This window comes from Sphingobium agrisoli (assembly GCF_041877245.1).
GTDB lineage: Bacteria > Pseudomonadota > Alphaproteobacteria > Sphingomonadales > Sphingomonadaceae > Sphingobium.
On record NZ_JBHDJI010000007.1, the window covers coordinates 112,879 to 132,830 of the forward strand.

The window sequence follows — 19,952 nt, forward strand, 5'->3', positions numbered from 1 at the left end:
TCGAAACAAAAGGGGCGCTCACCAGCTAGCCTCCCGCCGCGTCGATCAGCGAGGTTACGTCGCTGACCTCCTCGATCCGCCAAAGCCGCCCAAGCAAGGCCGCGGCAGCCTCTTCCCCAAGCGTGGGGCCAGAGAGGTCGATGAATTTTTCGCCAAGGCGTTCGTCATCGATCGGGAATTGCTTTGACCCCAGCGATTCCATGCCCTCGCGGGTAAAACGCCGCCCGTCGATCGTCTCCACCGTCACGCGCGACGGCCGCCATTCGGGATACAGCTTGTCCAGCTCGTCGTCGGCACGGACCTCGACGAGGCCGCACAGGCGCGCAATCGCCGGATCCTCGCGAACATCGGCGCCGAAATGTTCCACACGGACCTTGCGATACCGCATGCCGAGCGCAAGAATGTAGGGGAAGCTCAGCTGGGCGCTTGCGAATTCCGACCAACCGGTGTCGGCATGCGCCGCCGATATGCGATAGGTATCGACCGAGACCCTGGCGATCTCGGTCTCGGCGATCGCCTCGTCTTCAACTATGCCGACCAGGACCTCGAGCGCCGTCTGCAGATGGCGACAGCAGGCATAGGGCTTGATGTAGCAATCAAGCAGTTCCCAATCCTTTGACGGCGGCAGCGCAAAGCCGTTCATCTCTTCGGCCGAGAGGCCGGGGAAGGCCTGAAAAAAGCCGTCCCGCCCCTCAATCACGTTCGGCGGTCCGGAGACACCTTCGCGGGCCAGCAGCGCGGCCTGGAGACCTTCCCGCGCGGCATGACCGGCGTGAAGTCGCTTCACGTCGGTGCCGCCGCCGATAAAGGCGAACAACCCAGCCGCCCCGCTCGCCGCAATACCAAGCGCATCCGCCATCTGCTGTGCATCGAGTTCCAGAACGACCCCAGCGGCAACGGCCGCGCCGAATACCCCGGCGGTGCTCGTGGGGTGGAAGCCGCGGCGCCGCAGGTGCGGGTGCGAGACGATGGCGACGCCGATCATCGCCTCATAGCCGCAGACGATCGCGTTGAGGATCTGCCTGCCCGATGTGGGGCGGCCATACGCCGCATAAAGCGCCGCCGGGATCACGCAGACCGCAGGATGCACGGAGCCCTGGCGATGGCCGTCATCGAGCTCGATGCCATGTCCGGCCGTACCCGACAGGAAAGCCGCGTCGAGCGCATCGGCGCGCCGCCTTCTGCCCGGAACCGCGACCGATCCCACGGCGCGAACCGACGCCAGCATCCGCTCTGCCTGATCGGTCAGCTCACTTTGTGCACCGGCGATCATCACCCCGATCGTATCGATCAGCTGACGAAGCGCGGCGTGACGCACCTCGCCGGGAACGGTGTCCCACCGGCAGTCGGCAATAAAACGCAACAGGGAAGCCGTCGGCGTTTCGCGCGCCGGAACAGGGGCAACAGTTTCGGCAAGGTTCATGACAAGACCCTCTCTTTGCTGATCAGGATACAGGGGGGTGCGGCGCGGCCCCGAGCGTCGCGCGCCCCGAATCGAACACCACGACATCGCGCTCGGCGGCGCGGGCACGCACGAAAAGCTCGCCGCCCCGGTCGTCCCAGATTTCCGTGCGCAGCGTCTCGCCGGGATAGAGCGGCGCGGAAAACCGTCCTTCGAGCATGGTGAGCAGACTGGCGTCATAATCTGCCGAACAGGCCAATATGGCATGCCCGACCATGGCGAATGTGCACAAGCCGTGGAGGATCGGCCGTTCGAACCCTGCCGCACGGGCGACCTCGGGATCGGCATGAAGCGGATTGTAATCACCGCACAGGCGATAGAGCAGCGCCGCCTGCTCAAGGACGGGAAGGTCGACGACATGGTCCAGCGCCCGATCGGGGACGCGCGCAAGCGTTCGTAAAGTGCCGTTGCTCGTTCCGAATCCACCGTCGCCGCGCAGCATATTGGTCTGCTCGACCTCGGCGAGTAGTTGTCCCGAACCGGCGTCGCATATCTCGCGGCGCGTCACGATGAAGGCCCCCTTGTCGGCACCCTTGTCGACAAGGGCGCAGACCTGCTGGCGGCTGCGGATAGTGCCATTGACCGGCAGGCCGGCATGCAGGACGATACGCTGCTGGACGTGGAGGACCTTGCGCCAATCGACGCCCGTCGCCGGATCTTTCAGCCAGAAGCCCCGATACCCCATGACATTCGCCATCATCGGGAGCGCCTTCAATCCCTCCTCATAAACGAATGGCAGCTGCCGGCGGTCGGTAGGGGGGCACCCAAGTCCGACTGCGAGCGCGTAAAGCATGACGTCGCGCGGCTCGATCCGGTGAACGAGCTCGGGAAATTCCCAGCCCAGCAGCCTCGCGGGATCGATCGCCATCGCGCCTTGCCTCCTCTTCCCGTCATGATCCTGCAGCCAAGACCTTGCTTCTGCCTTTCATATATCGCTATACGAAAGTCAATTCTGCATTACGAAATCGGAGCGATAAAAGTGGAAAAGCCCTTGATCATCCGCGAGCGGCAAGGCGCGCTCACCCTGCTTCGGCTCGCTGACCCTGAGCACGCGAATGCGCTGACCCTCGCGATGAAAGAGCAGATGATCGCCAGTCTTGCCGACTTTTTCGGCGACCGGGAGCAGCGCTGCCTGATCCTGACGGGAACCGACCGCTTCTTCTGCGCCGGCGGCGACCTTGCCACACTGCGTGATGGACAGGATGCTCCAACGACGCGGGCACGGCTTGCCAGCACCTACGCCCTCATCCGCCTGCTGATGCTGGGAGAAAAGCCGGTGATAACCGCGGTCAACGGTGCCGCGGCTGGCGGCGGTTTCGGCCTGGCCCTGCTCGGCGACATCATCCTCGCTTCGGAGCGGGCGAAGTTCCGGCCCGCCTTCCCCGCCGTCGGGGTCGCGGCCGACGTGGGCCTTGCCCTCACCTTGTCACGCGCAGTCGGCAGCGTGCGCGCACGCCACATCCTGCTCAGCGACCGAACGGTCGACGCGTCCGAAGCGGCGGCGATGGGCATGATAAGCGCCGTCCATTCCGCCGACGCATTGCTCGATGCCGCGATCGAACTCGGCCAGAAACTGGCGAATGGGCCGACGCAGGCGCTCGGCTTGACGAAGAAGCTTCTTCACTCGGCGCACGAGATGCCGCTCGATGCCTTTCTCGATGCCGAGTTCGCCGCGCAGGCCATCTGCTTCGGCACGAGCGATTGCCGTGAGGGCGTGAGCGCCTTTTTCGAAAAGCGGCCGCCCCTCTTCTCGGGGGCCTAGCCCAGGATCAGCGGAACTGTTCTTCGGGGACCGTGACCGTCAGACCATCCAGCGCGTCGGATACGGAAATCTGACAGGATAGGCGTGCCCCCTCAAGCGGCAGAGGCGCGAGTTCCAGCATCATCGCCTCGACATCCCCGGACTCTCCGACGCGGTCTCGCCAATCAGGAGCGATCACCACGCGGCAGGTTCCACAGGCGCAGGCTCCGCCGCAGTCGGCATCGATGCCGTCGATTCCCGCGCGGATCGCGCCTTCCATCAGCGACAGCCCCGACTCGGCCTCGATCGTCCGCGCCGCGCCTTCGTGCGAAATGAATGTGATCCTCGGCATCCCATGTCTCTTCTTGCTGATTGCTGTGCGGCGAGCCTCGCCGGTCGCCCTCCAATATCATCGCAACAACCCACACTCAATTCCGCATTGCAAAATTATTTTTCGTTATTTAACATCAAAACATGTTTTTCGCTATCAGCTGCATCTCGCAAACCAGGGGAGAGGGATCATGACCAACGCAAAAAGTCTCGACGGGAAGACCGTCGTCGTTACCGGGGCTGGCCGCGGGATCGGTCGCGAGATCGCCCTTCTCGCTGCGGCCGAAGGCGCCAATGTCGTCGTGAACGATCTCGGCGCCGCTCCCGATGGAAGCGGCGCCGAAGCAGCGCCCGCCAATGAGGTGGTCGAAGAAATCCGCGCGCAGGGCGGGACCGCCATCGCAAATGGCGACGATGTGTCCACATCGCAGAGCGCGGCGCGTATCGTCGAGGCCGCGCTCGACAGCTTCGGCCGCGTGGACGCGGTCGTGAACAACGCCGGCATCCTGCGCGACGTCATCTTCCACAAGATGAGCGACGAGGAGTTCGAGCGCGTCGTGCGCGTCCATCTGTTCGGCACCTATCATGTCTCGCGCGCCACAGCCCCGCACTTCAAGGCGCAAGGGCATGGCAGCTTCGTCCATTTCACGTCGGCATCGGGCGTCATCGGCAACCTCGCACAAGCCAATTATGCGGCGGCGAAAATGGGGGTGGTCGGCCTTTCCAAATCGATCGCGCTCGACATGCGCCGCTTTGGCGTCCGCTCGAACTGTATCGTTCCCTTCGCGTGGAGCCGGCTGATCGGAACGCTGCCCGAGGAAACCGATGAGCAGCGTCAGCGCGTCGCCCGCTTCAAAAGCATGGGCCCTGAAAAGATCGCGCCACTGGTGGCCTTCCTTTGCGGTGACCTCGCCGCCGACGTGACTGGACAGATTTTCGCGGCACGCCGGAACGAGCTCTTCCTGATGAGCCAGCCCCGCCCCCTCCGCTCGGTCCAGCGCGACGATGGCTGGACCCCGCAGCTTATCGCGGAACGCATGCTTCCCGCCTTCCGGCCCGATTTCTACCCGCTCGACATGTCGGCGGATGTTTTCAGCTGGGATCCCATCTGACCCCCCTCCGCGCTGAAATTCGGTCTGGCTATGCGCGCACCGCCCTGCGCAGCCAGACCGCATTCGCAACGGCGACGAGACTGACGAGCGCGACATAGCCGATGCTGGCAAGGACGGCTTCGGGGGCAAGGTGAGTTTCTCCCGAGCCCGGCGCGGCGGTGCGCCCCGCGACGAAGAGCGCTGCGACGATCTGCGCCCCGATGCCCTGAAAGGTCATGCGCAGCACCATAGTGACGCCCGTAGCCTCGCTTGTCCGCTCGACGGGAACATGCTGCACGACGACGGCAACGGTCCCGGTCAACGAGATAACCACGCCCGCCGACGACAGGCATACCAGCAAGACAACCAGCCACAGCTCGCCATGGCCGAAATAAAGGCCTGTCCAGGCCACAAGGCAGAGCAGCGTGCCTACCAAAATGGCCCCTTTCCCGCCGTTGCTGCCCGCGAGCTTTCCCGCCCAGACTGCCCCCAGGGCGCTAGCGACGTTGGAGGGAAGCTTGAGCAGTCCGGTCACGGTCGCGGTCAGTCCAAAGCCGATGCCGGTCCAGACAGGCTGCTGGATGAGGATCGGGAAAATCTGCATGACCTGGAAAGCGCCCATCGACACCAGGAGCGCGCTGATATTGGCAAGCGCCACCGGCTTGCGGGCAAGCAGCCGAATGTCGATAAGCGGGTCCGGCTGCCGCAATTCGTGCCAGATCCAAGCCGACAGCAGCGCGAGACCCGCCGCGAGGGTCAGCATAGGACGCATCGCCAAGCCTGCCGTCGATGACTGGCTGATCGCAAACAGGACGAGGCCGACTGCCGGTGCGAACAGGACGCCGCCAATCAGATCCGCGCCGGGTCCGACCGAGTCGGCGGCCAGCGAGCGGGGAAGTGCGAGCAGGCAAAGCAGGAGAGCGCCCAGAGCAAGCAGGGCACTCGCACTGAAGATATGTTGCCAGTGCCACTGGTCGGAAATCACGCCGCCGATCAGAAAGCCGCCGGCTGCCCCAAGGCTTGCGATCGCAGTGATCGCGGCGAGACCGAATGAGAGCTTCTCGCTGGGCAGATGCTCGCGGACAAGTCCGTAGCAGAGCGGCAATACGGCGCCGGCAACCCCTTGGATCGAGCGGCCGACGATAATCCAGACCAGGTCGGACGCCATGGCGCTGACCACCGACCCCGCACCGGCGACGAGGAGAACGGCGGCGAGCATCTTCGAGCGCCCGATGATATCTCCGAGTCGGCCGCAAAGCGCCGCCGACGCGCCGGCGACGAGGAAATAGCCAGTGACCAGCCATGCCACCGAAACGGGATTGCCAAATTGCCTGATCGCGCCAGGCAAGGCTGCAAAGACCAGCGTGGTTTCGAGCGACCCGGCCAGTTCGGCGATGCATAAGATCATGAGCGTCGCAGCCCAGCTCCGCCTCTTGGCCATTCGCATCGCTCCCCATCCTGTCGAATAACAGGGTCGGGCGGCACGAACGCCACCAAAATCGGCACCTGTTGCTCATCTTCCAGGCGTCGATATGCGAAGAGACAGCACTCGGACAAGACCGATAAGCAGAATTGACTTTTGCAATGCGGACATTTATAGCTGCTCCAACAGACGGAAGCTGGCCCGCGAGGGCGGCTCCGCAACGACAGGTCGGGAGCAGGTAATGCGCGAGAGCAGCGACGAGGCGAATGGGTTCCTCCGCGACTTCTGGTACATGGGAGCCTGGGCATCGGAGGTGACGCGCAAGCCGATGCGGCGCGTGATCATGAACGATCCCATCGTATTCTATCGCTGCGAGGATGGAAGCGTCGCGGCGATGGAGGACCGATGCCCCCATCGCAATTATCCCTTGTCGCGCGGCGATCTGGTCGGCGACAATATCCAGTGCGGATACCACGGCCTGACGTTCGGGCCGGGCGGCCAGTGCGTCTACGCCCCCGGTCAGGATCGCGCGCCGTCGGCCGCCAAGCTTCGCGCCTACCCGGTCACAGAGCGCGGCGGAATAGTCTGGATTTACACCGGCGACCCGGCCGATGCCGCGACAAGCCCGGTTCCCGACCTTGAATGGATGACCGACCCGGCCTGGACGGCGTGGATCGACGGCTCGATCTACCTGCGCTGCCACCATCAGCTGCTGACGGAAAATCTTCTCGACATCAGTCACCTGGCCTATGTCCACAAGACCAGCATGGGCAGCGACCCTGACCGTATCGCGGCGTCGGAGACGACCGTCACTGCGCTCGATAACGGGGTGTGCCGCCGGGTACGCATTTCTGACATTCCGACGCCGCGTCTGTTCAGCGCATCGGCGCTTGTCGACGACCGGATCGACCAGTGGACCGAAAGCTGGATGATCCCGGGCCTCTACCAAAATCACACACGTGTCCGCCCGGCGAGCGCCACGCCCTGGGACGAAGGCGGCGAGGCTCCGCTTCAGAACCGCTCCTTCCATGGCATCGTCCCGGAAACCGAGACGACGACCCACTATTTCCACGGCGGTGCCCGGCTCAACGTCGATGTCGAAACTATCACCGGGGAAAAGGCGCACGAGATCCTCGAAGAGGATGTCGGCGTTCTCGAGGCCATTCAGCAAAACCAGCGTTTCGTCGAGGGGAGGCCCATCGTCAATCTGCGGAACGACGGGACGGTGATGCAGTGGCGCGCTGTCCTGCGCAATCTTCGCGGCGCGCGCGCGGCGTGACACGGCGCCGCTCGTCAATCCGTTAACCGCGCCGGTCCGCATCACGCATCGCGGAGCCGGCAGCAGGAGAAACACCATGCTCAGCAGTTTCCATCATGTCGCATTCCGCTGCAATGATGCGGCCGAGACAGTCGACTTCTATACGCGCGTGCTCGGGATGAAATATTCCCATGCCGTGACGGCAGACATCGTCGGCTCGACCAAGGAATATGATCCCCACATCCATCTCTTCTTCGAGCTTGGCGACGGCAGCTCGCTCGCTTTCTTCGAGGTGCCGACGCGGCCCGATGCGATCGAAGATACCAACACCCCGCCCTGGGTCGAACATGTCGCCTTCCATGTTCATTCGGAGGAGGAGCTTGAAAGCTATCGCCAGCGTCTGGTCGATGCGAACATCGAATATCTCGGCCCCGTGGGCCACCACGACAAGGGGCAGAAGTCGATCTATTTCTTCGACCCCAACGGCATCCGTCTCGAATTCAACCTGCCTTCGGCCGAAATCGACTTCGCCGAGCGCGAACGTCACGCCGCCGAGGTGCTCGAAAAGTGGCGGGACCGCAAAGCGCGCGGCGACTTCACTCCCCGCACCGAAAACGCCTGAGCTCTGGCAAACCGTGACGAGCAGGCGGCCCGCTGCAGGCGCGGGTCGCCGGGCGGACGCTCGAGGGAGATAGAATGATGCAGTCGAAACTGGTGATGCTGAAGGTCGCCAAGGGCGCGCCGCTCGAAACACTGAGCGGCATCCAGAACAGCGATCCGCGCGTCTATGGCCGGTTTGTCGACCCAGACGGCACGCGCGACATTGCCTATGTGCTCGTGCACCCGACCAACAATTTCATGAACCATTATCTCGTCGAGCCGCTCGCTCAGCGCGGCCGCGCGATACTGGCGATGAACACACGCTACTCGGGTTCGGACTCGATGCTGATCATGGAACGGGCAATCCAGGATCTTGGTGCCGGCATCCGTTACCTGCGCGAGGAGGGCTTCCGGAAAATCGTCCTCGTCGGCAATTCAGGCGGCGGTTCGCTCACGGCCTTCTACCAGCAGCAGGCCGAGAAGCTGACCATCAGCGACACCCCTGACGGACAGCCGATCGATCTCAAGCCCGAAGATCTTCCGCCCGTCGATCGGCTCGCGATCCTGGCGGCGCATTGCGGACGCGCAGCCACGCTGACCGACAGCCTTGATCCCGCGGTGATCGACGAGCGCGACCCCGACCGGACCAACGCCGCGATCGACATGTATGCGCCCGAGAACCGCCCGCCCTATGATCGCGACTGGCTTGCGGTCTATCGGCAAGAGCAGAAGGCGCGAAACGAACGCCTGACGCAGCATGCGCTCAAGCTCGTGGCCAATGCTCCGGCGGGCGACGACGCCTTCATCGTCTATCGGACGAAAGCCGACCCGCGCACGCTCGATCTGTCGATCGATCCCAGCGATCGGGGAGCCGGGGCTATCTGGGGCGACGCGCGCAACGTCAACCGCGAAGCGAACGGCCTTGGCCGCTTCTGCACGGCGCGATCCTTCCTTAGCCAGTGGAGCCTTCGCCTCACCCGCGCACATGGCCCGCGGTGCCTCGCCGACACCACGATCCCGATCTTGAACATGGGCTATGCCGCCGACCAGGCCGTGTTTCCGGCCAATGTCGCCGAATGGAAGAAGGCGGCCGGGGATCGCTGCACCGAATACACGGTGCGCGGCGCGGCTCATTATCCGCAGGCGAAGCCCGAACTCGTCGAGGAAATCGCGAGCACGCTCGTCGACTGGGGCGGCTGACCCCCTCTCCTCACCCCCACGCAAGCAACCATCCGCAGGAGTAGCCCATGACCTACGAAGACGTCCTCTACGAGGCGGCCGAAGGCATCGCGACCGTGACCATCAATCGGCCGGAGGTTCGCAATGCGGTTCGCCCGCGTACCTACGAAGAGCTTGCGCATGCGATGCACCGGGCTGCCGACGACCCGACGATCGGCGTGGTTGTCTTGACCGGCGCGGGAGATAAAGCGTTCTGCGCGGGCGGCGATGTTCGCGACCAGTCGGAGCGCAACCCCTCGGTCGGGCGAACCCATATGCGCCGCCTGTTCGCGCTGTCTTCGGTCATGCGGATGATGGACAAGCCGATCATCGCCAAGGTTCGCGGTTTCTGCGTGGGCGGCGGCAACGAAATCAATCTTTTCTCGGACATGACGATCGCGAGCCGGGACTCGCGCTTCGGACAGGTCGGCCCCAAGGTCGGCAGCGTGCCGATCTGGGGGGCATGTCAGCTGCTGGCGCGCTACGTCGGCGAACGCAAGGCGCGCGAGATGCTCTACACGTGCAAGCTCTACAGTGCCGAAGAAGCGCTCGAAATGGGATTGATCAACGCTGTCGTGGAACCCGAAGACCTCGACTCCGAAGTCGCGAAATGGTGCAACGAGGTGCTGGAGAAAAGTCCGCAGAGCATCCGCATCGCAAAACTTGCCCTCAATGCAGGCTCGGACCAGGACTTTTATTCCTCCTTTTTCCCGAATGCCGAGTTGCTTGCCGGAGCCTATGGCAATGAGGAAAATATGGAAGGCATCACCGCCTTTCTCGAAAAGCGTCCGACAAATTTTCGCCAATATCGCCGCTGACCGCCGGCATGCCGGCGGCCCTGATATCGGGAGCGAACAAGGGGCTCGGCCTTGCCACCGCGCGGCTGCTCAGCGCGCGCGGTTGCCACGTCTGGCTCGGCAGTCGCTGCGTTGACGCAGGAAGCGCCGCGGCGGCCGAACTTCGGGCGGCCGGCGGCCGCGCGGAGGCGGTCGCGCTCGACATCACCGATGGGGCCTCTGTCGAGGCGGCGGCGCAGCGCATTGCCGACGCCACTGGACTCGACATCCTGGTCAACAATGCCGCGATCATGGACGAAGGGCATGCCGCCGGTGATCCGGCCGGTCGGCCCGGTCGCACGCCGCTCGACGCGCTGGAGCGGACCATGGCCACCAACTTCCTGGGGACGCTGCGGGTCATCCGGACATTTCTGCCACTGCTGCTCCGCTCGCCTCAGCCCCGGATCGTCAATGTTTCCAGCCGTCTTGGATCGTTCGGCCATCAGACCGATCCGCAATGGCCTGGTAGTGCCGTGGGCAAACTTGGCTATTCGAGTTCGAAAGCGGCCCTGAATATGGCGACCGTCCTGATCGCCCACGAACTTCGCGATACGGGCGTGAAGGTCAATGCGGTGACGCCTGGCATCATCGCCACCGATCTCAACGGTGAAGGCGCCGATGCCCTACGCGGTCGCCCGGGCTTTGCCCCGCCCGCCGAAGGCGCCGAACTGGTCGCCCGCTACGCCCTTCTTCCCGCCGACGGACCGACCGGACGGTTCTTCGGCCCTGGCGGCGACCTTCCCTGGTAACGCGCCGCAGCGCTCCGAACCGGCAGCCCCAGCTGGAGAATGACATGACCGACGAATTCGAGGGCAAGACCATCCTGGTGACCGGAGGCTCCAAGGGGATCGGCGCGGCAACCGCGCGCCTGTTTGGCGAGGCCGGCGCCCATGTCGCGGTCGGCTATAAGGAGGATGCCAAGGGCGCGACCCGCGTCGCGGCAGACATCGGCCGAGCCGGCGGCAAGGCGATCATCGTGCAGGCCGATCTGGGCGCGGGCGCCAGCATCGATGCCATGGTCGCCACCGCCGCGCGCGAACTGGGACCGATCCACGTGCTGGTGAACAACGCCGGGGCATTCGCCTACCGCCGCCTCGCCGACACGACCGAAGAACATTTTCGCGAGATCTTCGATGTCAATGTGCTGGGACTCCTGTTGACGACAAAGGCAGCCGTCGCGCATTTCGACCCCGAAGGCGGAAGCGTCATCAACATCAGTTCGCTCTCGGCGACGGGCAATGCGCCGGGCCGCGCCGTCTATGCCGCGTCGAAGGCGGCGGTCAACGCCATCACCCGAGTTCTCGCGCTCGAGCTCGCCGAGGCCAGGATCCGCGTCAACGGCATAATGCCAGGATATGTCGATACCGAGGGTGCCCGTGCGTTCGGCATCAGGGGCTCCGAACAGGAGGCCCGTCTTCTCGCCGCAACGCCGCTCGCGCATCGCCCCGGAGATCCGTCCGAAGTCGCGTCTGCGGTGCTGCTGCTCGCCTCGCGCGGCGCGGGCTGGATCACCGGGGAAACGGTGACCGTGGCCGGCGGATTGCGTGGATAACCGTAAATGCAAAATTATATTTTGCATTGCGAAACTACAGATATTGTCTATTATGGCCCTCATCGCAAGCGTGACGCAGACGCAGAATGATAGGATTTGAGGAATGGCCGATCAGAAAACGGGAATATTGATCATCGGCGGCGGCCCCGTCGGACTGGGGCTTGCCCTCGACCTCGCCTGGCGCGGGCAGCCGAGCATGCTCGTCGAGCGCGATCCGAAAACCGCACCGGTCATGCTCGCAAAGGCCAATGGCCTCCACGAACGAACGATCGAGACTTGCCGGCGCTGGGGGATATTCGACAAGGTCGTCGAACGGGGCTTCCCGCAGGATCTGCCGGGCGACAGCGTTTACTGTACCTCGCTCACCGGGCATCTGCTCGGCCGCAGCATCATCCAGTCGACGCTGGAACGGCCGCAGCCCGAACAGACCCCCGTCAAGCGCCAGCGCTGTCCCCAATATGAGTTCGACCCGATCCTCGCTGAAGAGGTTGTGCGGCTCGGCCTCACCGATATGCGGTACGGCCACGAATTCATCGACTTCACCGAGGACGATGACGGGGTCGATGTGCGCCTGAAAGCGGTCGATAGCGGTGCGATCACAACAATCCGCTGCGACTATCTGGTCGCCTGCGACGGCGCCGGCAGTCTTGCGCGGCGGCAGCTCGGGATTCCCTTCGAAGGACGCATGCTCGACTTTTCCGTCAGCGCCATGATCCGCGTTCACGACCTTGCCGCCATCAACCCCATTCCCGATGGCGAACGGTACATCCTCTTTGGACCGGAAGGCGCGTGGGGTAGCATGGTGTGGGTCGATGGCGACCAAATCTGGCGTTTCTCGATGGTCGGCAGCCAGGAAAAGATCGATCCCGCCCATTTCGATATCGAACCCGAAATTCGCCGCGCATTCGGCGCCGACGTGAAGTTCGACATTCTGCGCATCATGCCCTGGCGGCGCAGCCAATGCGTCGCAGCGTCCTATCGCAAGGGTCGCGTCCTGCTCGCCGGCGATTCCGCGCACACCACCTCGCCAACCGGCGGCCATGGCATGAACACGGGGGTCGCCGATGCGGTCGATCTCGCCTGGATGCTCGATGCGATCCAGTCCGGCTGGGGCAGCGACGGCCTGCTTACCGCCTACGATATCGAACGACGGCCGGTCGGCGTTCGCAATTCGGCCAGTGCGGCACGCAATTACGGCAACTGGGTCGATCGTTCGGGCTGTGCGGACGTGCTGCTGGACGGTCCCGAAGGCGACGCATGTCGGCGCCGGTTGGGCGAGCGCCTCCAATCCTCCTTGCAGGAAGAATGGTACACGCTGGGTGTCGAGCTTGGCTATCGATATGAGAATTCGCCGATCATCGTGCCCGACGGGTCACTCCCCACGCCGGACAATCCGTCAGAATATATCCAGACCGCGCGTCCGGGACACCGCGCCCCGCACGTATGGCTCGCGGACGGCCGTTCGACGCTCGACCTGTTCGGCAAGGGGTTCGTTCTCCTGCGCCTGCGGGACGACGCCGAAGACCCCGCCCCGCTGCTCGCGGCCGCCGCGTCGGCCGGCATGCCGCTCAGCCTGATCGACCTTCGCGAGGACGCCGTGCTGGCGGCATATGAGCGCGCGCTGGTTCTCGTGCGGCCCGACGGCCAGGTCGCGTGGCGCAGCGACAGCTTGCCCCGCGATCCTGCCTATCTGGTGGACATCGTCCGCGGCGTTCATGTCCCGGGCGCCGTCCGCCAAAGCGTAGCGCCCCCCGCCCGGGAGGCTTGCGTCGCCGCCTGAGCGCGTCGATGGAACTGCGAGCCGCCCGGCGCGGGAATGCAAGATAATCGAGGAGGATGCCATGGAGTTGCCACCACCCTTTCTTTCCAGCCTTCGCGGCAAGGCCGTGATCGTCACCGGGGCCGCGTCAGGCATCGGCCTTGGCAGCGCCACGGTGCTGGCGGCGAACGGCGCGTCGGTGCTGCTTGCCGATATCAATGTCGACGGCGCCGAGACCGCAGCGGCGGCATTGCGCGCCAAGAGGCTGCACGCGGAGGCGATCGGGGTCGATATGGCCAGCGAGGATATGATCGCCGCGATGGTCGACGGCGCGATCGCGAAATTCGGCAAGCTCGACGCTCTGCACAATAATGTCGCGCTCCTCGCCCGCGAAGTGGTAGGCCGCGACGTGCGGCTGACCGAGCTTGACGCCGACATATATCGTCAATGCCTCGACGTGAACATGGTCGGTGCCGCGCTCGCGGCGAAGCACGCCATCCCGCACATCATCGCGGCCGGCGGTGGCGCGATCATCAACACCGCGTCCATAGCGGGGGTCCGCGGCGAGATCGTCCGGGCGGTGTATGGATCGTCGAAGGCCGGCCTCATCGGCCTCTCGCGCAGCATCGCGGCACAATATGGCAAGGAAGGCGTCCGCGCGGTCTCCATTTCGCCCGGCCTGATCATGACCCCCTCGATCGCCAAGGCGATCACGCAAGGGCAGGTCGACCGTCTGATGCGGCACGCGCTGGTGAACCGCCCCGGTAAGCCCGAAGATGTCGGCAATCTCGCAGCGTTTCTGATCGCGGATGAAGGGTCTTACCTGACCGGCATCGACATCGTGCTAGATGGCGGCTTTCTGGCTCATTGGCCAACCTTTGCGGAAGAGCTGGAATCTTTCGCGGACGTGTCGCAGCCCGTCCCCGTCAAGTAAACCCGCAATGGGCAGCGTGGCATCAAACCGCGCTGCCCATGGCGGTCGCGACCGCAGATATCTCGCCGACCGTTTCCAGAACGGCCAACTTGTTGCTGTAATCGCGCCAGTTGACGATCTTGCGGTCGCGAACGGTCAGAATCGACACATATTGGTTATTATAGGGCTTCCCCGTCTGGGTGCCCCGGCCGCGCGAGCGATATTCAAGCACCAACCCGTCGGGCGTCGGATGCACGATGTCGTGATGGACCGCGTCGAGCCAGAGGATATGGTGATAGCCCCGGAAATGTTCGCGGATCGCATCGCGTCCCTCGACGCGGCCGATGGTTCCGGCAAACACGAAGCCATATTCCCAGACGCAGTCATCGGCCAGGCAGGCGAAAAAGTCATCGCCATCGACGACATCTGCGGTCATCCGCAGGATAGCTTGAAAGAAGGGTTCCAATGCTTCGAAATCACGGTCCTGCATGAGGCTATCCTTCCACTCGTCCGGACGGTTGACGCCGCCCTGCATCCTGCAAAATCCATAAATATGAAATTGGCGTTCGCAAAGCGAAATATGATCCTCGGCGCTTGCTTCGATCGCCCCCTTTCTTTGCCGCTCTTGCAATGCCATAAGCTAGGCAATCATGGGCGGGTGCGGACACTCGCCGGTCGGCAGGAGACGCCAATTGGCCAGACGGGCAATATCGGACACCACGGAACGCGCGAGCGACAACGCGCTCGATGACGACAGCTTTGCCGGCCGCCAGTTCATCACGGCGCTTGCCCGCGGCCTCGACGTTCTGGGGGCGTTCCGCGTTGGCGATCCCCCGCTCAGCAATCAGGAACTCGCCAAGCGATGCAATCTGCCGCGGCCGACGATCTCGCGGATTACCCACACGCTGACCGAGCTTGGATATCTAAGCTATCACGAAGGCTTCGGCTGCTACGAACTGGGAGGCGCGATGCTGACCCTCGGTCACGTCGCCAAGGCAAGTTTCGATGCACTGGAGGAGGCCCGACCGACGATGTCGGCGCTTGCCGAATTCAGCAATGCGAATGTAGGTATCGGAACGCGCGATCGGCTCGCCATGCTTTATCTCGCGGTGGCAAAGGCGCCTTCGGGCATCGGGCTGCGTTTCGAAACCGGCTCGAAAGCTCCCATGCTTCAGACGGCGATGGGCCGCGCCTATCTTGCCGGCATCGCCTCGGAGGACCGCGAGCCGCTCGTGGCACGCTTCCTCCATCGGCATGCGGGTGAGACAGCGATGGTCGAGGAGGTCGTTGCCTCGGCGCGGGAAGAATATGCAAGCAACGGTTTCTGTACCTCGATCGGCAAATGGTTCGAGGACGTCAACGGCATCGCCGCCCCCATCCCCGGGACGCCGTTTGCCGACATACTCGTGCTGAATTGTGGCGCGCCCGCCACCCTGATGGCAAGAGACCGCATGATCGAAGAGGTGGGACCGCGCCTGGTGAAAGCGGCCGGGGAAATCGGCAAGATGTTCGCCGATGCCGAGGTCGCCAAAGCGGCCTAACTCATCGTTGCAGCCGGAACAGGGCGGTCTGTGAGCCCGGAGCGGCGGGCGCACAGACCCTCATGGGCGACGCGAGGGAAAGCGGCGTCATAAGGCGCTGCCGCGGGTCGGCCCCCTCCCCTCGCACGCCTAGGCGGGAAGCAGCTGCTGCCGCCGGAAACAATCATGGGCATGGTCGTTGACCAGTCCGACCGCCTGCATCCACGCATAGACGATGGTCGGGCCGACGAACTTGAAGCCGCGTCGTTTCATATCCTTCGAAATACGGGCCGAAAGATCGGAGGAGGCAATCCATTCCCGGCCGTTGCCGACGATCGGCTCACCGCCGACGAACGACCAGCAATAGTCGGCGAAATCCTCTCCCTTGGCAGCCATGTCGAGAAAGATCTGCGCGCCCTTGATCGTCGCTTCGATCTTCGCCCGCGCGCGTATGATGCCCCCGTCCCCCATCAGCCGCTCGACATCGGCGGTTCCGAATAGCGCGACCTTGCCCGGATCGAATTCGGCAAAGGCAGCCCGGAAGGCCTCGCGCTTTCGCAAAACGATGATCCAGGCGAGACCCGCCTGAAAGCCTTCGAGCATGAGCATTTCCCAGAGCATCCGCCCGTCACGCTGCGGCACGCCCCATTCGCTGTCGTGATAGGCCTGCATCAGAGGGTCGCTTTCCGCCCATTCGCACCGTTTCATTGCCATTCTCCTGCCTTCCCGCGTTGCCCGATCGACGCGCATAATGTTCTGAAGCACCTTAAAATGTATCGCTAGTCGAAAATAAAGTTCGCAAAGCGATTGTGCGACCCCTACAACCTCGTTATCGTCGCCGCGAGAAAAGACACGCGCCGCATGGTCGAGCGCGAGATGAGGAGATGCTGAAATGACGCAAATTCCACAGTGCGTACAGGACATGATCGACGCGATGAACCGCTTCGATCTCGATGGATTCATGAAGCCGTTCGCCGACGATGCGCTCGTCAATGACCGTCATCGCCAATTCTGGGGCAAGGACGCCATCCGCCATTGGGCCGATCTTGAGATAACGGGCGATCATGTCACTATGGATCCCTACCATATCGTCACCCACTATGGCGACGTGATCGCGACCGCAGCGATCGACGGCGATTATGACAAGTCGGACCTGCCGACACCCAGTCTCGCCTTCTATTTCATCGTGCGCGACGAAAAAATCACCCAGCTCCTGCTGCTGCCGCCGAACGGGCGCAACCTGAGCAAGATTACGCCGATCGTAGAAGCATCGACCCCCTATTCGACGCGGACCCCCGAACCCGCAGAACGGGCCAGCGCCTGATCGATCGGAACCGGCCTGGCTGCGGCGCGCCTTCGCCCGCGGCAGGCCGGCCAACCGCCGGCGGCTTACCCGGCGCCGCAAGACAGGATTTGCCGATGATCAGCCCAGAACCTGCTGTTTTGGCCCCCGGCCCCGCCGCGGTCACTCCGCCGGCTCCCGATGTCAGAAAGTTACGCAAGCCGGGCTATACGCTCGCGATGCTCGTTGCCATCTATGCCGTGAGCTTCATCGACCGCAACATCCTCTATGTCGTGGCCCCTAGCATCCAGGCGGACCTGCAACTGAGCGATACGCAGTTGGGGCTGCTCAGCGGGCTTGCCTTTGCACTTTTTTACGCAACGGCGTCGCTTCCCATCGCGCGTATAGCCGAACGGCGGTCGCGGGTTGCGATGATGACGGGTGCCTTGGCGCTCTGGTCGCTGATGACGGCGTTGTCGGGCGCCGCCACGAAATTCTGGCACCTTTTCGCGGCGCGCCTCGGCGTCGGCATCGGCGAAGGCGCCTGCACCCCTTGCGCCCAATCGATCATCTGCGATCTCTACCCGCCCGAAAAAAGGGCGACCGCGCTGTCGACCTACGCGGTCGGGGTGCCGATCGGGATCATGATCGGCGGAATGGGCGGAGCCTTGGCAGCGGATCTGGTCGGTTGGCGGGGCGCTTTCGTGATCGCGGCGATCCCCGGTCTCCTGCTCGCGCTGCTGTTCTTCCTCACCGTGCGCGAACCCGTGCGCGGCGGATGCGAGCCGGGCGGCTATGTCGATGCAGCGGCGCCCTCGTTCCCCGACGTCGTGCGCACCCTGTGGCGCAGCCCAAGCTTCCGGCACACGGCGATGGGCTACGCCGCCGCGGGAATACCCGGCACAGGAATCCAGATTTTCTTCATCGTCTATCTCGTGCGCGTTCACGGCATGGCTCAGCTCGATGCGGGGCTCGCCTATGGCCTCTTCGCCGGTATCACGGGGGCCATCGGAATGTTCTACGGCGGGCGCCTCGCCGACTTTTTCGGCAAGCGCGACGTCCGCGCCTATGGCTATTTCCCGGCGCTCACCTTTCTGTGCCTCCCCTTTCTGCTGATCGCCGCGCTGACGCGCGAGAGCCTTTGGGCGATGACCGCCATCATGGTGTTTCCGGCGACGATGTACGTTTTCAACATCGGCGCCAGCTACGCCGTCACCAACAATCTGGTCGAGCCGCGAATGCGCGCGACGACCAATGCGATCCTGCTGATGGTGGTGACGCTCCTGGCTTCAGGCCTGGGACCGATCCTGATCGGCGGGATCAGCGACCAACTCGCGGCGTGGAATTTCGCGGGCGATTATCTTGCGACCTGCCAGGGGGCGTCGGCTCGGCTCGCTGCCACGACCACGCAATGCGGCGAAGCGGCAGCGAAAGGGCTGCGCGATGCCTTCATCGTCGCCTCGCTTCTCTATTTCTGGGGCGCTGCGCATTATTTCCGCCTCGCCGCCGTCATCGGGCGCGAACTCGCCCGATAATGGGTGGCCATGTGGATCCCGCGCCGTCATTCGATCCGCAAGGGCTCGCGCGCGATCTCCAGCGCCGGTTGGTCGCACATGTAGGCCAGGGGACCACCGACAGCGGGGACGCGGCGCTCGCCATCGATGCCGCCGCTTATACAGATGCCGGCTGGCTGGCGGCCGAGAAGAAAGCCCTTTTTGGCGCAATGCCGCTCCTCGCTGCGCTGTCGGCCGACCTGCCCGAACCGGGGGACCGCATCTTGTTCGAGGACGCCGGGCCGCCCATCCTGATCGTGCGTGACCGCAAGGGACAGGTCCGCGCCTATCTCAATATCTGTCCTCACCGCGCCGCAAAGCTGGTCGTCGAATGTACCAGGGGCACACGGCTGACCTGTCCCTTTCATGGCTGGACTTTCGACCTTGAGGGGCAGCTCGTCGGCCAGCCGCGCGCCGCCGCCTTCGACACTATCGACGGGGGCGAGCTTGCCCTCGTCCCGTTGCCCGTCGCCGAATGGGAAGGCCTCATTTTCGTGCGCCCCGGGGGCGGCGCGCCGATCGACGTCGCGCGCCATCTGGATGGCTTCGCACCAGAGATCGCCGGGCTGGGCCTTGCCGGCGCGCAGCCGGTGAAGCGGTCGCGGCTCGCCGCGCGGGCCAACTGGAAATATGTGCTCGATACGTTCGGCGAGGGCTACCATGTCCGCATACTCCATCCCGCCACGGTCGGCCGCTTCGTCGTCTCCGACACGGTGACGTACGACGGGGCCGGCCCGCATCACCGCATGAGCTTTGCCAACAAGGCGATGCTGGAATACGCCTCCGAAGCCGAGGCGCAATGGCCGGACGCCGAACTCAGGGTCATCTACCTTCTTTTCCCCAATACGCTGATCCAATCGACGCCGCTCGGCGGCGGACGCAACCACATCATCTACCGCATCTTCCCCGGCGAGCATCCCGGCGAGTCGCTGACCTGGCTCGAATCCTATCGGAGCGGGACGTCAAGCGACGACGCGATACAGCCATGGATCGACGCGCATGATTTCCAGGTCGAAGTGGTCGGCGGCGAGGATTATCCGATGGCCGAGACGGCGCAGCGCGGGCTCGAAAGCGGCCCGGCGGGGCAGCGCCTCCGGTTCGGGAAGAATGAAGTGTCGCTACAGCACTTCCATCGCCATGTCGCCGCCGCCATCGGCCGACCGCTCGACTGACTTGCCACTCCAATCGGTCGCCAAGATTTCGCGCTGAACCAGATCGGGTCGAGCGCAGGCGCCGCTTCGCACCCCTGCAATATAAATCATTTGGATTGAGTAACTTAAGGTCCGCCTGGCAAGCCGGAGCTCAAAAGGCAGCGGCGACAAATAAGTTTTGCAGAACGAAATTCTATTTCGATATATTGACATGAGACAAATGTCGCGGCTAGGTGGAAGCCAATCCAGAATCGTAACGGGAG

At 63.9% G+C, this 19,952-nt stretch carries 20 protein-coding genes; 14 read left to right on the forward strand and 6 right to left on the reverse strand.

Annotated features, from left to right (window positions below; genetic code table 11):
• Positions 1-25 precede the first annotated feature (25 nt).
• A complete protein-coding gene (locus ACETPF_RS12795; protein ID WP_373934882.1) occupies positions 26-1,423 on the reverse strand; it encodes an MmgE/PrpD family protein in 1,398 nt (465 codons plus the stop codon).
• A gap of 22 nt (positions 1,424-1,445) precedes the next feature.
• A complete protein-coding gene (locus ACETPF_RS12800) occupies positions 1,446-2,330 on the reverse strand; it encodes a MaoC/PaaZ C-terminal domain-containing protein (protein WP_373934883.1) in 885 nt (294 codons plus the stop codon).
• Between the two features lie 123 nt (positions 2,331-2,453).
• Between ACETPF_RS12800 and ACETPF_RS12805 the strand changes: the two genes are divergently transcribed.
• Positions 2,454-3,224 (forward strand): enoyl-CoA hydratase/isomerase family protein, encoded by a 771-nt coding sequence (locus ACETPF_RS12805; protein WP_373934884.1) that lies wholly within the window; start codon positions 2,454-2,456, stop codon positions 3,222-3,224.
• A gap of 7 nt (positions 3,225-3,231) precedes the next feature.
• Here the strand turns inward: ACETPF_RS12805 and ACETPF_RS12810 are convergent, their stop codons facing one another.
• Positions 3,232-3,555 (reverse strand): 2Fe-2S iron-sulfur cluster-binding protein, encoded by a 324-nt coding sequence (locus tag ACETPF_RS12810; RefSeq protein ID WP_373934885.1) that lies wholly within the window; start codon positions 3,553-3,555, stop codon positions 3,232-3,234.
• 169 nt (positions 3,556-3,724) lie between these two features.
• On the opposite strand from ACETPF_RS12810, the gene ACETPF_RS12815 reads away from it, so the two are divergent.
• On the forward strand, positions 3,725-4,645 hold the full coding sequence (locus tag ACETPF_RS12815) for an SDR family NAD(P)-dependent oxidoreductase (protein WP_373934886.1): 921 nt from the start codon (positions 3,725-3,727) through the stop codon (positions 4,643-4,645).
• A 28-nt stretch (positions 4,646-4,673) separates the two neighbouring features.
• Here ACETPF_RS12815 and ACETPF_RS12820 read toward each other — a convergent pair whose 3' ends face one another.
• A complete protein-coding gene (locus ACETPF_RS12820) occupies positions 4,674-6,065 on the reverse strand; it encodes an MFS transporter (protein WP_373934887.1) in 1,392 nt (463 codons plus the stop codon).
• A gap of 223 nt (positions 6,066-6,288) precedes the next feature.
• On the opposite strand from ACETPF_RS12820, the gene ACETPF_RS12825 reads away from it, so the two are divergent.
• From ACETPF_RS12825 to ACETPF_RS12860, 8 genes are all read left to right on the forward strand, one after another.
• Complete coding sequence (locus ACETPF_RS12825) at positions 6,289-7,326, forward strand: Rieske 2Fe-2S domain-containing protein (protein ID WP_373934888.1); 1,038 nt, start codon at positions 6,289-6,291, stop codon at positions 7,324-7,326.
• A gap of 76 nt (positions 7,327-7,402) precedes the next feature.
• Complete coding sequence (locus ACETPF_RS12830; protein WP_373934889.1) at positions 7,403-7,927, forward strand: VOC family protein; 525 nt, start codon at positions 7,403-7,405, stop codon at positions 7,925-7,927.
• Positions 7,928-8,001: 74 nt separating this feature from the next.
• Positions 8,002-9,105 carry an alpha/beta hydrolase family protein gene (locus tag ACETPF_RS12835; protein ID WP_373934890.1) on the forward strand — a complete coding sequence of 368 codons (1,104 nt, stop codon included), beginning with the start codon at positions 8,002-8,004 and terminating at the stop codon, positions 9,103-9,105.
• A gap of 47 nt (positions 9,106-9,152) precedes the next feature.
• Positions 9,153-9,941, forward strand: a complete 789-nt coding sequence (locus tag ACETPF_RS12840; RefSeq protein ID WP_373934891.1) for an enoyl-CoA hydratase-related protein — start codon at positions 9,153-9,155, stop codon at positions 9,939-9,941.
• An 8-nt stretch (positions 9,942-9,949) separates the two neighbouring features.
• Complete coding sequence (locus tag ACETPF_RS12845) at positions 9,950-10,708, forward strand: SDR family NAD(P)-dependent oxidoreductase (protein ID WP_373934893.1); 759 nt, start codon at positions 9,950-9,952, stop codon at positions 10,706-10,708.
• A 44-nt stretch (positions 10,709-10,752) separates the two neighbouring features.
• On the forward strand, positions 10,753-11,511 hold the full coding sequence (locus ACETPF_RS12850) for an SDR family NAD(P)-dependent oxidoreductase (RefSeq protein ID WP_373934894.1): 759 nt from the start codon (positions 10,753-10,755) through the stop codon (positions 11,509-11,511).
• Between the two features lie 103 nt (positions 11,512-11,614).
• Positions 11,615-13,291 (forward strand): FAD-dependent monooxygenase, encoded by a 1,677-nt coding sequence (locus ACETPF_RS12855; protein WP_373934895.1) that lies wholly within the window; start codon positions 11,615-11,617, stop codon positions 13,289-13,291.
• Between the two features lie 61 nt (positions 13,292-13,352).
• Positions 13,353-14,204 (forward strand): SDR family NAD(P)-dependent oxidoreductase, encoded by an 852-nt coding sequence (locus tag ACETPF_RS12860; RefSeq protein ID WP_373934896.1) that lies wholly within the window; start codon positions 13,353-13,355, stop codon positions 14,202-14,204.
• Positions 14,205-14,226: 22 nt separating this feature from the next.
• Here the strand turns inward: ACETPF_RS12860 and ACETPF_RS12865 are convergent, their stop codons facing one another.
• Complete coding sequence (locus ACETPF_RS12865; RefSeq protein WP_373934897.1) at positions 14,227-14,673, reverse strand: nuclear transport factor 2 family protein; 447 nt, start codon at positions 14,671-14,673, stop codon at positions 14,227-14,229.
• A 202-nt stretch (positions 14,674-14,875) separates the two neighbouring features.
• Here ACETPF_RS12865 and ACETPF_RS12870 point away from each other — a divergent pair, with 202 nt between their 5' ends.
• On the forward strand, positions 14,876-15,724 hold the full coding sequence (locus ACETPF_RS12870; RefSeq protein ID WP_373934898.1) for an IclR family transcriptional regulator: 849 nt from the start codon (positions 14,876-14,878) through the stop codon (positions 15,722-15,724).
• Positions 15,725-15,853: 129 nt separating this feature from the next.
• Here ACETPF_RS12870 and ACETPF_RS12875 read toward each other — a convergent pair whose 3' ends face one another.
• Positions 15,854-16,417, reverse strand: coding sequence for a DNA-3-methyladenine glycosylase I (locus ACETPF_RS12875; RefSeq protein ID WP_373934899.1), 564 nt, complete (start codon positions 16,415-16,417; stop codon positions 15,854-15,856).
• 178 nt (positions 16,418-16,595) lie between these two features.
• On the opposite strand from ACETPF_RS12875, the gene ACETPF_RS12880 reads away from it, so the two are divergent.
• From ACETPF_RS12880 to ACETPF_RS12890, 3 genes are all read left to right on the forward strand, one after another.
• Positions 16,596-17,027, forward strand: coding sequence for a nuclear transport factor 2 family protein (locus ACETPF_RS12880; protein ID WP_373934900.1), 432 nt, complete (start codon positions 16,596-16,598; stop codon positions 17,025-17,027).
• Positions 17,028-17,122: 95 nt separating this feature from the next.
• The gene (locus ACETPF_RS12885; protein WP_373934901.1) at positions 17,123-18,520 is read left to right on the forward strand and encodes a spinster family MFS transporter; all 1,398 of its coding nucleotides are present in this window, start codon (positions 17,123-17,125) and stop codon (positions 18,518-18,520) included.
• A complete protein-coding gene (locus ACETPF_RS12890; protein ID WP_373934902.1) occupies positions 18,520-19,710 on the forward strand; it encodes an aromatic ring-hydroxylating oxygenase subunit alpha in 1,191 nt (396 codons plus the stop codon). The genes ACETPF_RS12885 and ACETPF_RS12890 overlap by 1 nt, the downstream gene beginning before the upstream one ends.
• Positions 19,711-19,952 lie beyond the last annotated feature (242 nt).